The 14,999-nt window shown below is 69.8% G+C and carries 15 protein-coding genes and 1 tRNA gene; 1 reads left to right on the top strand and 15 read right to left on the bottom strand.

The annotated features are described in order from the left end of the window. Positions 1-8: 8 nt before the first annotated feature. The 6 genes from ACZ4TR_RS07325 to ACZ4TR_RS07300 form a co-directional block, all read right to left on the bottom strand. Positions 9-596, bottom strand: coding sequence for a dihydrofolate reductase family protein (locus ACZ4TR_RS07325; protein WP_465286167.1), 588 nt, complete (start codon positions 594-596; stop codon positions 9-11). Between the two features lie 79 nt (positions 597-675). Beyond that, a tRNA-Leu gene (locus tag ACZ4TR_RS07320) sits at positions 676-752 on the bottom strand. Between the two features lie 24 nt (positions 753-776). Beyond that, a complete protein-coding gene (locus ACZ4TR_RS07315; RefSeq protein ID WP_465286166.1) occupies positions 777-2,105 on the bottom strand; it encodes a ricin-type beta-trefoil lectin domain protein in 1,329 nt (442 codons plus the stop codon). 201 nt (positions 2,106-2,306) lie between these two features. After that, on the bottom strand, positions 2,307-3,641 hold the full coding sequence (locus tag ACZ4TR_RS07310) for an NAD(P)/FAD-dependent oxidoreductase (protein WP_364524069.1): 1,335 nt from the start codon (positions 3,639-3,641) through the stop codon (positions 2,307-2,309). An 84-nt stretch (positions 3,642-3,725) separates the two neighbouring features. Further along, positions 3,726-4,409, bottom strand: a complete 684-nt coding sequence (locus ACZ4TR_RS07305) for a uracil-DNA glycosylase (RefSeq protein WP_465286165.1) — start codon at positions 4,407-4,409, stop codon at positions 3,726-3,728. Further along, positions 4,406-4,975 carry a hypothetical protein gene (locus tag ACZ4TR_RS07300; protein WP_465286164.1) on the bottom strand — a complete coding sequence of 190 codons (570 nt, stop codon included), beginning with the start codon at positions 4,973-4,975 and terminating at the stop codon, positions 4,406-4,408. The genes ACZ4TR_RS07305 and ACZ4TR_RS07300 overlap by 4 nt, the downstream gene beginning before the upstream one ends. A gap of 31 nt (positions 4,976-5,006) precedes the next feature. Here ACZ4TR_RS07300 and ACZ4TR_RS07295 point away from each other — a divergent pair, with 31 nt between their 5' ends. After that, positions 5,007-6,509: a S10 family peptidase gene (locus tag ACZ4TR_RS07295; RefSeq protein WP_465286163.1), complete on the top strand. Its 1,503-nt coding sequence runs from the start codon at positions 5,007-5,009 to the stop codon at positions 6,507-6,509. A gap of 42 nt (positions 6,510-6,551) precedes the next feature. Here ACZ4TR_RS07295 and ACZ4TR_RS07290 read toward each other — a convergent pair whose 3' ends face one another. From ACZ4TR_RS07290 to ACZ4TR_RS07250, 9 genes are all read right to left on the bottom strand, one after another. Continuing rightward, positions 6,552-6,698 carry a hypothetical protein gene (locus ACZ4TR_RS07290; RefSeq protein ID WP_465286162.1) on the bottom strand — a complete coding sequence of 49 codons (147 nt, stop codon included), beginning with the start codon at positions 6,696-6,698 and terminating at the stop codon, positions 6,552-6,554. A 118-nt stretch (positions 6,699-6,816) separates the two neighbouring features. Continuing rightward, the gene (locus ACZ4TR_RS07285; RefSeq protein WP_465286161.1) at positions 6,817-7,602 is read right to left on the bottom strand and encodes a hypothetical protein; all 786 of its coding nucleotides are present in this window, start codon (positions 7,600-7,602) and stop codon (positions 6,817-6,819) included. Further along, positions 7,599-8,228 carry a hypothetical protein gene (locus ACZ4TR_RS07280; protein WP_465286160.1) on the bottom strand — a complete coding sequence of 210 codons (630 nt, stop codon included), beginning with the start codon at positions 8,226-8,228 and terminating at the stop codon, positions 7,599-7,601. The genes ACZ4TR_RS07285 and ACZ4TR_RS07280 overlap by 4 nt, the downstream gene beginning before the upstream one ends. Before the next feature lie 47 nt (positions 8,229-8,275). Continuing rightward, a complete protein-coding gene (locus tag ACZ4TR_RS07275; RefSeq protein WP_465286159.1) occupies positions 8,276-9,112 on the bottom strand; it encodes a hypothetical protein in 837 nt (278 codons plus the stop codon). An 82-nt stretch (positions 9,113-9,194) separates the two neighbouring features. Next, positions 9,195-10,886: a S8 family serine peptidase gene (locus ACZ4TR_RS07270; protein WP_465286313.1), complete on the bottom strand. Its 1,692-nt coding sequence runs from the start codon at positions 10,884-10,886 to the stop codon at positions 9,195-9,197. Positions 10,887-10,989: 103 nt separating this feature from the next. Next, on the bottom strand, positions 10,990-11,988 hold the full coding sequence (locus ACZ4TR_RS07265; RefSeq protein ID WP_465286158.1) for an ABC transporter ATP-binding protein: 999 nt from the start codon (positions 11,986-11,988) through the stop codon (positions 10,990-10,992). Continuing rightward, positions 11,981-12,979 (bottom strand): ABC transporter ATP-binding protein, encoded by a 999-nt coding sequence (locus tag ACZ4TR_RS07260; RefSeq protein ID WP_465286157.1) that lies wholly within the window; start codon positions 12,977-12,979, stop codon positions 11,981-11,983. The genes ACZ4TR_RS07265 and ACZ4TR_RS07260 overlap by 8 nt, the downstream gene beginning before the upstream one ends. A 6-nt stretch (positions 12,980-12,985) precedes the next feature. Continuing rightward, positions 12,986-13,939, bottom strand: a complete 954-nt coding sequence (locus ACZ4TR_RS07255; protein WP_364524054.1) for an ABC transporter permease — start codon at positions 13,937-13,939, stop codon at positions 12,986-12,988. Beyond that, positions 13,932-14,861: an ABC transporter permease gene (locus ACZ4TR_RS07250; RefSeq protein WP_364524052.1), complete on the bottom strand. Its 930-nt coding sequence runs from the start codon at positions 14,859-14,861 to the stop codon at positions 13,932-13,934. The genes ACZ4TR_RS07255 and ACZ4TR_RS07250 overlap by 8 nt, the downstream gene beginning before the upstream one ends. Between the last annotated feature and the right edge of the window lie 138 nt (positions 14,862-14,999).

Here is a 14,999-nt window from a genome sequence, read left to right as displayed (position 1 = left end):
TCCCGCGCTCATCGCTTCGTCTCGTAACGGGTCAGCACCACGCCGCCGGGAAACGTCCGGGTCTCCACGAGGTTGAGGTGTACCCACCTGTCCAGCGCGGTGAAGAACGGCGTGCCGCCGCCCACCAGGACCGGCACGGTGACCAGCACGTACTCGTCGACAAGCCCGGCCCGCACGGCAGCCCCGGCGAGCGTCGCGCCGCCGATGTCCATCGGGCCGCCGTCCTCGGCCTTGAGCCGGCTGATCTCGGCGACCGCGTCGCCGGTGACCAGGCGGGTGTTCCAGTCGACGTCGTCGATGGTCGAGGAGAACACCACCTTCGGCATGTCCCGCCACCGGCGGGCGTACTCGATCGCCGCCGAGGTGGCGCCGGGCTGCCGGTCGGCGGTCGGCCAGTGGGAACTCATCGCCTCCCACAGCTTGCGCCCATACAGAGCCAGGCCCGTCGCCGCCACCCGATCGGACCACCACTGGAACAGCTCATCACTCGGCGACGAGTCCGGTCCCTCACTCCCACTCCAGCCAAGGTCATCGCCCGGCGCGGCGATGTAGCCGTCCAGGGTCACGTTCATGCCGAAGGTCAGTTTCCGCGTCATGCCGGCCTCCTGTGTGTCGATCCCACACGTAGAGACGGCCGCGGCGCGAAAACCTGATCGGTGCGCGGTGAGCGAGGCGTGGTGCCCCCGACGGGGTTCGAACCCGCACTTTGTCGATTTTAAGTCGACTGCCTCTGCCAGTTGGGCTACGGGGGCACCGCACACTCTAGGTGATGGTCGTCAGTGCAGGGTCCACGACTGGTTCGCCGCTCCCGTGCACGTCCAGATCTGCAGCGGTGTTCCGTCCGCCGAACTCGGGCCCGTTGCGTCCAGGCACTTGCCCGATGCCGGGTTCACCAGCTGGCTTCCCGATGCCGTCCACTGCTGGGCGCCCGTTCCGTTGCAGTCGTACAGCTGGACGCGAGATCCGTTCGCTGTTCCCGCCGAGGCGACGTCCAGGCACTTGCCGAGTGCTCGCAAGGTTCCCGAAGAAGCAGTCCACTGCTGGGCGTTCGTCCCGTTGCACGTGTACAGGTCGACCACGGTTCCGTTGGCGGCAGAAGCGCCCGCCACGTCCACGCACTTGCCGCCGTAGCCGGTGATCGTGCCACCCGAAGAAGGCGGTGTTGTCGTGCCGCCCGTGATCGCGTTGAAGATCCGCGAGTACGCGTACCCCGTCGCGCGGTCGTAGTCCTGGAGCTCCCAGAACGACAGCTCCGCGACGCCATTCTGAGAAGCGAACGTCTCCAGCTGCTGGGCGTCCGACTGGCTGAACTGCGCGCCGTCGTCGTTGCGGCCGGCGATCGGCGTCAGGCCCATCATCGCGTACGCCGCCGACGTCGAGATCCCGTACAGGCTCGCCAGTTGCGACGCCGATGCGCGCGCCGCCGAGAGGGCGTCGCTCAGGACCGGCTGGCCGTCGTAGAAGTCCATCACCATCAGGTTGACCACGCTGACCTTGACGCCCTTGCTCTTCGCGTCGCGCAGGAGGTCGAGCTCGTTCGACGGGATACCCGTCGGGTCGACGGCGAGGGTGTAGTCGACCTGGACCGCCGGGTTCTGCTGCTGCAGCGCGGCCAGCGCCGAGTTGCGGCGCTGGTTCGACGCCGTGTCGTTCAGGACGCCGCCCTCGATGTCGAAGTCCAGGCGCGGGGTGCCGTAGGTGTTCACGACGTTGGCGTACGCCGATGTCAGGCTGGCCGTGTTCGTGCAGGTCTGGGCCAGCTCGCCGCCCTCGGCGCCGCCGAACGACGGGATCACGTTGCCGCCCGCCGCCTGCAGGGCGCTGATCTGCGCCTTGAACGAGCCGACGCCGGTGCCGTTCGCCTCCCACACCGGCGTGCAGCCGGACTGCGGCGTCAGGAACGCCAGCGTGAAGAACTTCGTGCCGGTCGCGTTCATGTCGGCGGCCATCTGGCCGGCGTCGGCGTCGCTGATCTGCAGGTACGGCGCCGCGTAGTGGGCGGGGAAAGCCGGGCCGGCCGCCTCGGCGGTGGACGGTGTCAGAGCGAGAGCGGCGACGACGGGCAATGCCGCCACGAGTGCCGCTCTGGTACGGGAAAAGGACATGAAGAGCTCCAAGGGGGACCGTGGGGAGAGGAGCCGGAGCGGACTTATTCCGCGTTGTGAAGAAAGGGTTTACCCGCTCAGCGGCCCAGTTGTCCAGACCATGTCGCTCACCGGCACACAGCCGGTCATTTCCCTGCAATAGCCCCGAAAACGACGAAAGCCCCCGGCCATCACGACCGGGGGGCTCTCAGCGAAGGAAGGTCAGGACTTCGAGACGCGCGCGAACTCGTCCTTCGGGTTGTTGATCTGCCCGAGCGAGATCACCTCACGCCGGAACAGCCCACCGAGGATCCAGTCGAACAGGATGCGGATCTTGCGGTTCCACGTCGGCATCGCCTTGAGGTGGTACGCGCGGTGGAAGAGCCACGCCGGGAAGCCCTTGATCTTCAGGTTCAGCGCGTCGGCCACGCCCTTGTGCAGGCCGAGGCTGGCGACAGCGCCGAGGTTCTTGTGGTAGTAGTCCTTCGGCTTGCCGCCGCGGAGCACCTTGATGATGTTCTTCGCCAGCAGCGTCGCCTGGCGGACCGCGTGCTGCGCGTTCGGCGGGCACGTCGCCGTCGGGTCCTCCTCCGTGCGGGAGAGGTCCGGGATCGCCGCGTTGTCGCCCGCGGTCCACACGTCCGGGTGGCCGACGACCTGCATGGCGGCCGTCGCCTCGAGGCGGCCGCGCTTGTCGACCGGCAGGTCCGACTGGCCCACCACCGGGTTGGCCTTCACACCCGCGGTCCAGATGATCGTGTCGGTGTCGAACTCCGTGCCGTCCGAGAGCACGACGTGACCGTTCTCGAACGACTTCGCCGCCGTCGACAGGTACACCTCGATGCCGCGCTTCTCCAGCTGCTCGACCGTGTACACGCCCAGGGTCTCCCGGACCTCGGGCAGGATCCGCCCGGCGGCCTCGACGAGCACCCAGCGGACGTCGGACGGCTGGATGTTCGGGTAGTAGTTCTCCACCGCGAACCGGGTCATGTCCTCGAGCTCGGCCAGCGCCTCGATGCCGGCGAACCCGCCGCCGACGACGGTGAACGTCAGCAGGCGCTTGCGCAGCTCGGGGTCCAGCGTGCTGGCGGCCTCGTCGAGCTTGGTCATGATGTGGTTGCGGAGGTAGATCGCCTCGCCGATGGTCTTGAAGGCGATGCCCTCTTCGACCAGGCCCGGGATCGGGAGGATCCGCGCGACGGCGCCGAGCGCGACGACGAGGATGTCGTAGCCGAGCTGCTCGATGTGGCCGTCGGCCGCCTCGACCGTGACCGACTTCTTCTCGTTCTCGATCTTGGTGACGCGCGCGGTCAGCACGTGGCAGCGCTTGAGCACGCGACGCAGCGGCACGACCACGTGCCGGGGTTCGATCGCGCCGGCCGCGGCCTCCGGGAGGAACGGCGCGTAGGTCATGTGGGGCTGCGGGTCAACGACGGTCACGGAGGCCTCGTTGGCCCGGAGCATCTTCTGGAGGCCGTACGCCGTGTAGAGCCCGACGTACCCACCACCGAGGACGAGGATCCGAGTCGGTTCCGACTTCGACTTCGCAGCAGCCATGTCCTCATGGTGACACCTTCCGGAGCACCTCGCTCGGGGACCCCATCCGGCTGTGACCAGCGTCGCTGCGGTTTCCGTAACGATTCAGTCCGGCCCTGTCACCGAGGTCGCGGCACGGAAGACGTCGGCCACCATGGCGTGGGTCACGAGCCGAGTCTGGACATTGCGCGGCGATACGTGATAACAGCCGAAAAGCCGCAGGTCGTCCAGTTCCACGACGGCGCCGTGCGCGAAGACCGGACGAGGTCGCGGCACCGGCCAGCCGGCCTCGGCGAGCACGGGCAGTAACGCCTGCCAGCCGAACGCGCCGAGCACGACGATCGCGCGCAGTGTCGGACGTAACAGCGCCAGTTCCTCCGCGAGCCACGGACGGCACGTGTCGCGCTCGGCCGGCGTCGGCTTGTTCTCCGGCGGGGCGCAGCGCACCGGCGAGACGAGCCGCGTCCGGTAGAGCTCGAGGCCGTCGCCGAGCCGCTCCGACGTCGGCTGCGACGCGAGCCCGACCTCGTGCAGCACCCGGAAGAGGAAGTCACCCGATGGGTCACCGGTGAACATCCGGCCGGTGCGGTTCGCGCCGTGCGCCGAGGGCGCGAGCCCCACCACGGCGATCGACGCGTCCGGCGGCCCGAAGCCCGGCACGGGCCGCGCCCAGTACTCCTCGCCGCGGAAGGCCGCCTTTGTGCCGGCGACGCCTTCGCGCCAGGTCACCAGCCGCGGGCAGGCGCGGCACCCGGCCACGGCGGCGTCCAGCTCGGCCAGCGACCTCATGCCAGCGCCGCCCGATCGGTCGGCAGTCGGGACTCGCGCAGGCAGGAGCCCGAGGTCAAGCAGCCGGTGTGGACCACGCTGCGGTGACCGGTCGCGAGGTACCCGGGCCTGCTGCCGTCGTGGAATCGCCCGACCGAGCCGACCGGGGGCACCCGGGGGCAGTGCAGATCGGACTCGTCGCGCCCATCGACGGACCAGGGCTCGAGGATGCCGGACGCCGGGCACCCGGTCAGCAGGCTGGCGCGGCGGGCGAAGGCGAAGCGCCGAGACTGCGCGGCACCGTGGCTGCCGTCGCCCAGCACGCCGCGCTGCTGGTCCAGCGGGATCGACACCGGCTGCACCTCGTGGAGAGCGTACGGACCGGCCTTGCCCGTGACCCTGGCTCGCGCGCGCCCCGTCCGCTTCCGGGTCTCCGAGGTTACGGTCGGCACGGCAGCCCGGTGCTCGACCTCGGCGCCGGCCACTCCCGCCTCGGGGAGGTCGTCGGTGAGGTCGACCCGGCCGCGCAGCCGTTCCTGCACGGCGAGCGCGTCTTCGGCCGTCGCCGGCCAGTCCCCGGTGTGCACCAGGTCACCCTGCCACAACTAGGTTGGGTCCATGGCGGACACGACCCCCGAAGAGGCCCCCGAGAAGAAGGCTGGATCTCCCTCGGAAGCGACCGAGATCCCGGCCGAGCCGACCGACGACATCGTCACGACCCAGCACACGATCACCGTGAAGCGGAAGAAGCTCGCGTACACGGCGAAGGCGGGCCGGATCGTCCTCCGCAAGGAGATCGTCAAGGACGGCAAGTCGGAGGGGCACAAGGCGAAGGCGGAGGTGTTCCTCACCTCCTACACCCTCGACGACGCCGATCCGGGCACGCGGCCGGTGACGTTCGCCTTCAACGGCGGCCCCGGCTCGTCGAGCATCTGGCTGCACATGGGCCTGCTGGGGCCGCGCCGGGTGCTCTCGGGCGACGTCGACGACCTCGTGCCGCCGCCGTACGGGCTGGCCGACAACCCCGAGACGCTGCTGGCGCACAGCGACCTGGTGTTCATCGACCCGGTGTCGACCGGCTACTCGCGCGTTTCGGGCGGCGAGGAGACGAAGGACTTCCACGGCTTCAAGGGCGACATCGAGTCGGTCGGCGAGATCATCCGGCTGTGGGTGTCCCGGCACCAGCGCTGGCTGTCGCCGAAGTTCCTGGCCGGCGAGTCGTACGGCACGCTGCGCGCCGCCGGGCTGGCCGCGCACCTGCAGGACCGGCACGGGCTCTACCTCAACGGCCTGCTGCTGATCTCCTCGGTGCTCGACCTCGGCACGCTGCGGTTCACCGAGGGCAACGACCTGCCGTACTCGCTGTACTTGCCGACGTACGCGGCGATCGCGCACTACCACGGCCTGCACGGCGACCGGCCGCTCGACGACGTCCTGGCCGACGCCGAGGACTTCGCGGCGAAGGAGCTGCCGTACGTGCTTTCGCGCGGCGCGCGGCTGTCCACTCAGGACCGGGCGGAGGCGGTCGCCACGCTGGCGTCGCTGACCGGGCTCACCGAGTCCTATGTGGACCGGGTGAACCTGCGGATCGAGCACGTCCGGTTCTTCACCGAGCTGCTGCGCGACCGCGGCCTGACGGTCGGCCGGATGGACGGCCGCTTCACGACGTGGGAGCCCGACGGCGGCCGCGAGCACATGAGCGACGACCCGTCGATCTCCCGAGTGATCGGCGCGTACGCGGCGGCGTTCAACCACTACGTGCGGGCCGAGCTCGGGTACGAGAACGACCTGCCGTACGAGCTGATCCACGAGGACACGTTCAAGGCGTGGTCGTACTCGGACTTCGAGGGCCGCTCGGTGTCGGTGGTCGACTCGCTGAGCGCGGCGATGCGCGCGAACCCGCACCTGCAGGTCCACGTGGCGTTCGGCCACTACGACGGCGCGACGGCCTACTTCGCGGCCGAGCACGTGCTGGCCCACCTGCAGATCCCGGAGGAGCTGCGCGACAACATCGACACGGCGTACTACCCGGCCGGGCACATGATGTACGTCCACGAGCCGACGCGGGTGCAGCAGGCGAAGGACCTCGCGAAGTTCGTCAAGAAGGCCTCGAACCGCTGACCTTCACCGGTCCCTGGAGTGGTCGTGCTCCGGGGACCGGTGTCACCCGGCTTTCGGGGGCGACCAGTCGACCTCCGCCTGCTCCGGCAGCGGGTCGCCGTAGCGGCCCGGCGGCAGCGGACGACGGCCCCGGAGGTAAGCGATCAGGTTCAGCCGGCCGGTGGCGTAGACCGGTGCCGCCGAAAGCATCGAGATCGCGAGGGCCGCGCCGCCGCCGTAGGCCGGCGCCGCGGCGGCGAGGAACCAGCCGTTGGGGCGACCGGCCGCGTCCGGCCACCGGCGGGTGCGTTTCGCCGGCCGCCGTTGCTCACACCGTCTCCCCGTAGTACCCGTCGGTGGGCAGTGCGGGAATCCGCCGCCGCTGCGCGAACCACGCGACGACGTGCGTGGCGACCGCGAGCACGACGTAACCGATCAGCCACGGCTCACCCGGCAGGTCGGCGACCACGAGTTCGGCGACCACCGGCAGCGCGAAGAGCGACGGCATGGTCAGCTGGACGTCTTCGAGCCGCGTCACGACGTCGACTGCCAGCGAGCCTTCGTCTTCGGCGATCACCGGCCGCCGGAGCACGCCGGTCAGGACCGCCGCCTCCACGATCGCGCCCAGCGCCGGCAGCGGGAGCCAGCACCATGCCCAGACCGAGCCGGTGGCCGCCAGGACGGCGAAGAGAACGGCACCGCCGCCGAACGTGACCGTCAGCGAGAGCAGGTACCAGCCGCTCAGCACCTCCCGCCACGGCGGGCGCGGCTGGTCCAGGCGCCGATCCCCCAGCGCCAAGGCCGCTTCCCGGTCACCGTAGTGGACGCGCAACCACGTCATCGACACGACCGCGGCGAAGACGAAGACGCCGAACCCGAACTCGGGCAGGTCGTCGTGGTCTTCGACGAGCAGGAGCAGCAGGAACTGGTACCCGAGCATGCCGAAGACCATCAGCACGTTCACGAGGAAGACCGGGGCGACGGCGTCCGGCGACCGCTTCCCGCAGCGGACGCTCAGTCGCGACGTCAGCAGCGTCGTCGGCTCGGTCACCCGGATCCCGCGCCGCTCGAGCCACCCGACCGTGGCCTTCTCCCGCGCCGACAACGTGATCATCGGACGTCTTCCCGGACCGGCCACGGCGTGCACCCGGGCGGCTGACGGTTCGTTGTCACCAGGTCGAGGAGCACCGGGAAGGCGTGGAGCGCCGGCCCCGCCATCGCGAAGAAGGCCGCAGCCGGCCCCAGCACACCGAGCCAGCTCCAGGCGTAGGTCCGGTACGGCGTCGCGAAGAACATCGTCGCCCCGAGCGCGGCACCACCCGCGAAAGTCACCACGGCGGCCGCGAGGTACCAGCCGTCCACCAGTTCGCGCCACGACGGCCGCGGCCGGTCGAGTGCCCGGGTGCCCACCACGGCCGCGGCCTGCCGGTCCCGCCGCCGGAAGGCGAGCCAGGTCGCACCCTGGAACCCGAAGGAGATGAAGTAAAGGATCTTGCTCTCGGTCATCTCTACCCCGCGCACGCCGGGCAGGTACTGCAGGCACTGGTAGCCGACCGCGCAACCGAGCGCGATCGGCATGAGCACCGCCAGCCGGACCAGCAGGACCCGCGTCCGCGCACCTCCGCGGATGCCGAGCCGCGTCGCCAGCAGCAGCGTCGGGTTGCGCACCCGGACGCCGTGCGTGCCCAGCCAGTCCACGGCCCGCACCACCTCGCCGTGGCTCGGTACTTGTTCGCTCACCGTTCCCCCTCGCCTCGGGAAGAACACGCACAAGCGGACGAAGAGGTTTACCGGCCGTAGAAACCCGGCGGCAGCCACCGGTACCGGCGGCGGACCAGCAGCCAGCCGGTCAGCTGCGTCCCCAGCACCACGACGAGGTACGCGAGCGCCGACCAGCCCAGCCAGCCGGGCGTGGCCCAGTCGACCACGAACACCGGCATCGCCAGCACGGCGTAGACGGCGCACGGGGCGAACCGGTACGGGTCCTCGGCCCGCAGCAGTTCGTCGACCAGCCGGGAAGCCTCGTCTTCCGCGATCACCGGTGCGCGGAGCACCCGGCCGAGCACCCACGCGGTCACGCCGGCACCCAGCGCCAGCGCCACCGTGCGCAGCCCGACCTCCACGAACGGCGGGTACCAGTGCTTCCAGGTGAACCGCGGCTCGGTGAGGAACGCCGCCGCGCACAGTGCCGCCCCGCCGACGAACGTGATCGCCGCCGAGGCGAGGTACCACCAGCCCACCCGCTTCGCCGCCGACCGGAACGGGGGCGGTGCGCCGGTGCCGGCCAGGCGCTCGGCGAACTGTTCCCGGCTCTGCACCCGGCGCCACCGCAGCGCCAGGAACACGGCGACGAGCACCGCCTCCGCCGCCACCGAACCCGGCAGGTCCGCCTCCTCGAACACGAACCACACGACCGACCACAAGACCGCGACGACGATGGCGAAGGCGGGTATTCCCTGACCACCGAGGCCGCGCCCGCCGACACGCAAGGCGAGCAGCCGGGTCGGCAGCCACACCCGCACCCCGCGACGGCCCAGCCACAGCCGCGTGCGGCCCACCTCGAGCAGCGTCGGCTCGCCCGGCATTCTCGGATCCACCGGCAACGCCGGCTCACTCACGTCCACCCGAAACCTCCCCCTCGGTCCCGCAGTACACGCGGAACGCCCCGGGGAGGTTGGCTCCCCGGGGCGTTTTGTGGAAATTCCGCTACTTCAGGTACTGCGTCCCGCGGGTCACCGCCGCGTACGCGTCGACCGCGCCGTGGCCGTAGAAGCCGTTGAACGACGGGTCACCCTGGCAGGTCGCCGTGAACTCGGGCCCGCGGCCCTCGTCCACGTAGTCCACCGTCCGGGGCGTCGGGCAAGCGACCTCCGTCGCCGTGCCCTCGAGCACGCGCTGGACCTTGTCCGGGTCCAGCCCGAAGCCGGAACCCGACTTCTTGCCGTACTGGGAGACGATCAGCGCCGAGACACCCGTCGCGTGCGGGGTCGCCATCGACGTGCCCTGCAGCCACTGGTAGTAGCCGACCCGGCCGTCGGCCGCCGTCGCCTTCTGGACCCCGAGCGCGACACCTTCCGGCGTCACGTTGCCCGCCGCGTCGATGTTGCCCTCGGCCACACCCACGTTCTTCGGGTACGTCGAAAGGATCTCGTTCTCGACCGTGCGGAACCACGGCGTGCCGAAACCGTCGCGGAAGTAGCCGCCCGGCGCGGAAACCGAGATCTGCTCGGTGCCGTAGTTCGAGTAGTCCGCCTTCGCCTGCGACGGGCCGAAAGCGCCGACGCCGATCGTGTGGTTGCCCTCGACCGGCAGGTTGAGGCACGAGTTGTTGTCGACCGTGCGCGGGTGCGTCGAGTTGGCCGGGTAGTCCGGGCTCGTCGTGTCCGGCTGCGGCGCGCCGAGGTCGGTGTGCTGGTTGCCCAGCGCGACCACCATCGTGACGCCCTTGCGGTGCGCGTAGTTCAGCGCGCGCTGGGTCGCCTCGATGATCGTGCGCTGCTCGGCCTGCTCCGCGGCCGAGTCGGCCGGGTTCGCGGCACAGTTGTACAGCCACGGATCCGTGTAGAAGCTCATGTTGACGACGTCGATGCCCGCGTCGCCGGCGTAGGTCAGCGCGTCGACGGTCGGCTGCAGGAAGAAGTAGCCCGAGTCCTGGCCGGCGCGGATGTTCACCAGCGTCACGTTCGGCGCGACGCCGGAGACGCCGAAGCCGTTGGCCGCGGCGGCGATGGTGCCGGCGACGTGCGTGCCGTGGCCGCCGTCGTCGTGGTTGGCCGGGTCGACGCAGCCGCGGAACTCACACGGGCCGTCGACCTCGACGCCGTTGACGTCGAACGGGATGTCCTTGGTGAAGTTGCGCGAGTCGGCCGCGTCGAAGTTCGGCGCGATGTCCGGGTGCGTGCCGTCGATGCCGGTGTCGATGACCCCGACCTTGACCTGCTTGCTGCCCGCCTGCTTGGTGCGCGAGAGGTCCGAGCGGACGGACTTGAGGCCCCAGAGCTGGTCGTCCAGCGGGTCCATCCCGACGGCCTTGTTCGCGGCGGCCTTCTTGGCGGCGCCGCCGCGGCCTTCCTTTTCGGCGTCGTCGTTCTTGGCCTTCTTGCCGTTCTTCGGCAGTGAGCCGATGACCTGGGCCTTGGCCGCGCCGAACACGGCCCGGTCCGCCGAGACGCGCTCGGTGAATCCGGTCGCCGGGGCGCTGGCCTTGATGAGGCCGACGGCGGTGTTGGTCTCCAGCACGGTGCCGCCCGCGGCGCGGATGGCCTGCTGGGCGGCGCCGATGCTCTGTGCGTCCTTGGCGAGCACGGTGAACTCGGTCGCGGGGCCGGCCAGCGCGGGCTGCGCCGACGCGACCGGGACCGCGACCGCCGAGAGCGCCCCGAACAGCGGGACGGCCATGGCCGCGGCGAGAAGCCTGGGTCTCTTCACTTTTCTCCTCCTCGGGAAAGCGGTTCCTGCACCGTATAGACCGGACATAGCGCAAACAACGGCCAAACGTACGTTATGGAACAACCGACTTCTGCTCCGCGAAGTGACAAGCTGACAAGTGACCGTCCGTCCTCGGCACCAGCTCCGGCACTTCCGTCGCGCACCGGTCCTGCGCCTTCCAGCAGCGCGTGCGGAACCGGCACCCGGACGGGGGATCCAGGGGACTCGGGACATCGCCCTCGAGCCGGATGATCTGCCGCTGCCCGCGCACGGCCGGGTCCGCGACGGGCACCGCGGACAGCAGCGCCTGGGTGTACGGGTGGGATGGTCGCTCGTAGATCTCTTCGTCCGTCCCGATTTCGACGATCTTGCCGAGGTACATCACCGCGACCCGGTTGGACAGGTGCCGCACCACGGAAAGGTCGTGCGCGATGAACACGTAGGACAGGCCGAACTCGTCCTGCAGGTCGCCGAGCAGGTTCATCACCTGCGCCTGGATCGAGACGTCCAACGCGGACACCGGCTCGTCGCAGATGATCACCTTCGGCCGCAGCGCGAGCGCCCGCGCGATGCCGATGCGCTGGCGCTGCCCGCCGGAGAACTGGTGCGGGTAGCGGTTGAGGTGCTCGGGGTTGAGCCCGACGACCTCCAGCAGCTCCTGCACCTTCTTCGCGCGCGACCCCTTGGGTGCCACTTCGGAGTGGATCTCGAACGGCTCGCCGACGATGTCGCCGACCGTCATCCGCGGGTTCAGCGACGTGTACGGGTCCTGCAGCACGATCTGGATCTCGCGCCGCAGCTTCCGCAGTTCGTTGCCGCGCAGCGAAAAGATGTCGCGGCCTTCGAACTTCGCGCTGCCGCCGGTCGGCTCTTCGAGGCGCATCAGGACCTGCGCCAAAGTGGACTTGCCGCAGCCGGACTCGCCGACGACCCCGAGCGTCTCGCCGGGCATCAGGTCGAACGAGACGCCGTCGACCGCTTTGACCTGGCCGATCGTGCGCTTGAACAGGACGCCGGTGCGCACCGGGAAGTACTTCTTGAGGTCGGAGACCGAGAGGATGGGTTCAGGCACGGGTGTTCACCACCACTTCTTCGGCGAAGTGACACGCGCTGGTCCGGCCGAACCCGATGCCGTGCTGCGCCGGCACCTCGACGGAACAGCGGTCTTCGGCTCGCTTGCACCGCGGGTGGAACGGGCAGCCCGGCGGGATGTCGAGCAGGCTCGGCGGCAGGCCCTTGATGGTTTCCAGCGTCTGTCCTTTGAGGTCGAGCCGGGGCAGGGAGTCCATCAGCGCGGCGGTGTAGGGGTGGGCGGGCGCGCGGAACAGCTCGACGACGTCGGCCTGCTCGACGATCCGGCCCGCGTACATCACCGCGATCCGGTCGGCGACTTCGGCGACGACGCCCAAGTCGTGCGTGATCAGTACCAGGCCCATCTTGCGTTCGGCCTGGATTTCGCCCAGGAGGTCCATGATCTGGGCCTGGACGGTGACGTCGAGCGCGGTGGTCGGCTCGTCGGCGATGAGCAGGTCCGGGTCGAGCGCCAGGGACATCGCGATCATCGCGCGCTGGCGCATGCCGCCGGAGAACTGGTGCGGGTAGTCCTTGATCCGCCGGTCCGCGGCCGGGATGCGGACGGTGTCGAGCAGCTCGATCGCGCGCTTGCGGGCGTCCTTCTTGGACATCCCGAGCCGGACGCGCAGCTGCTCCTCGATCTGGAAGCCCACGGTGAACACGGGGTTCAGCGCGGAGAGCGCGTCCTGGAAGATCATCGCGATCTCGCTGCCGCGCACCTCGCGGCGGCGCTCGTCGGACGCGGTCAGCAGGTCTTCACCGCGCCAGCGCACCGCGCCGCCGGTGATCACGCCGGGCGGCATGTCGAGGATGCCCATCACCGTCTGCGCGGTGACGCTCTTGCCGGAGCCGGACTCGCCGAGCACCGCCAGGGTTTCCCCGGCGTGCACCGCGTAGCCGACGCCGTTGAGCACGTTCGCCACGCCGTCGGAGGTCCGGAACTCGACGTGCAGATCCTCTACTTCGAGCAGGAGTTCGTTGTCGGACAAGGGGATCTACCTCGACTTCGGATCGAGCGCGTCGCGGATGCCGTCACCGAGCATCACGAAGGCCAGCACGGTCAGGGTGACGAAGGCGCCGGGGAACAGCAGCATGTGCGGGTCCACCCGGAAGTAGTCCCGCGAGTCGCTGATCATCACGCCCCACGAGATCACCGGCGGGCGCACGCCGATGCCGAGGTAGGCCAGCGTCGCTTCGGCGCCGATGAACGCGCCGAGCGCGATGGTGGCGTACACCAGCACCGGGGCGAGGGTGTTCGGCAGCAGGTGCCGGAAGATGATCCGCGGGGTGCTCGCGCCGAGGCCGCGCGCGGCCTTGACGTAGTCGAGCTGCTTGGCCACCAGCGTCGCCGAACGCATGATGCGCATGGCCACCGGCCAGCTCAGCACGGCGATGGAGCAGACCACCTGGACGATGATCGTCACCGCGCCGGGGTTCGAGCCGGGCGCGTTGAACGTCGTGAGGATGACGATCGCGCCGAGCACGAACGGCAGGCCCGCGAAGATGTCGCCGAAGCGCGACAGGATGCTGTCGACGAACCGCCCGTAGTAGCCGGCGAAGATGCCGACGAGCGATCCGAAGAGGACGGTCAGCAGCGTCGAGAACACCCCGACCAGCAGGGACGCGCGGGCGCCGTAGATGGTGCGGGCGTAGACGTCGTAACCCTGGTTGTCGTAGCCGAACCAGGCGTCCGCGGACGGGCCTTCGTTGGCGTGCGTCAGGTCGCTGAAGCCCGCTTCCCGCGAGCTGAACAGGCCGGGCGCGATGGCGATCAGCACGATCAGCAGGATGATCACGGCGGAGATGACGAACGCCGGCTTGCGCCGCAGCTGGCGCCACGCGTCGCTCCACAGGCTGCGGGGTTTCTGCGGGCCGGTGCCGGAGTCGTCGATGCGCGACAGCTCGGCCGCGTCGGCACCGCCGCCGCCCACCAGGTTCGGGTCAGTCATAGCGGATCCTCGGGTCGAGAACGGCGTACAGCAGGTCGACGACGAGACTCATCAGCAGGTACACCAGCACCAGCAGGACGACCACGCCGACGACGGTCGCGCTCTCCCGGTTCTGGATGCCGCGGAAGATGAGCCCGCCCAGGCCGTTGATGTTGAACACGCCCTCGGTGACGATCGCGCCGCCCATCAGGGCGCCCAGGTCGGTGCCGAGGAAGGTCAGCACCGGGATCACCGAGTTGCGCAGCAGGTGGACGCCGACGACCCGGCTGTTCGGCTGGCCTTTCGCGATCGCCGTGCGCACGTAGTCGGCACGGCGGTTTTCGGCGATGCTCGTTCTCGACAGCCTCGCGACGTAAGCCATCGACAGGCTGCCGAGCGCGATGCCGGGCACGATCAGCTCGCCGACGCTCGGGTTGTCGGACACGCTCGCCTCGATCAGGCCCAGGCCGTTGCTGCCCAGGGCGAGCTGCAGCACGATCGCCGTGACGAACACCGGCAGCGAGATCAGGAACGTGGTCGAGACCAGGACCAGGTTGTCGAGGAAACCCTTGCCGCGCAGGCCGGTCAGCACCCCGGCGGTGAGCCCGATGAGCGCCTCGATGACCACGGCGATCACGGCCAGGCGCAACGTGATCGGGTACGACGTGGCGATCAGCTCGCCGACGGAGGTGCCGTTGAAGGTCTCGCCCCAGTCGCCGGTGAACAGGCTCCCGAGGTACTTGAAGTACTGGACGAAGAGGTTGTCGTCGAGGTGGAACTTCTCCGTCATCTGGGCGATGTAGGCCTTCGGGCAGGCGGTCTGGCCGCACTTGCCCGAGAACGGGTCGCCGGGCACGGCCCAGACCAGGACGTAGATGAGGAAGGTGGTGCCGAAGAAGACCGGGATCAGCTGGAGCAGCCGTCGCAGGACATAACGGATCATGACGTTCCTAGTGCGCGCCGGCCGTGGGGGGGGGGGAAAAAAGGGCGGACCCCCTTTTTCCCCCCCCACCCGACGGGGGTGGGGGGGGGAGAGGCGCCCCGCGCCCACCCTTTCCCAACCCCACAGAAGGGGAAGCCA

The organism is Amycolatopsis sp. NPDC028719 (assembly GCF_055565395.1).
Note: the sequence above shows the minus strand (reverse complement) of the source record. Positions and strands in the feature narration are given on the sequence as shown.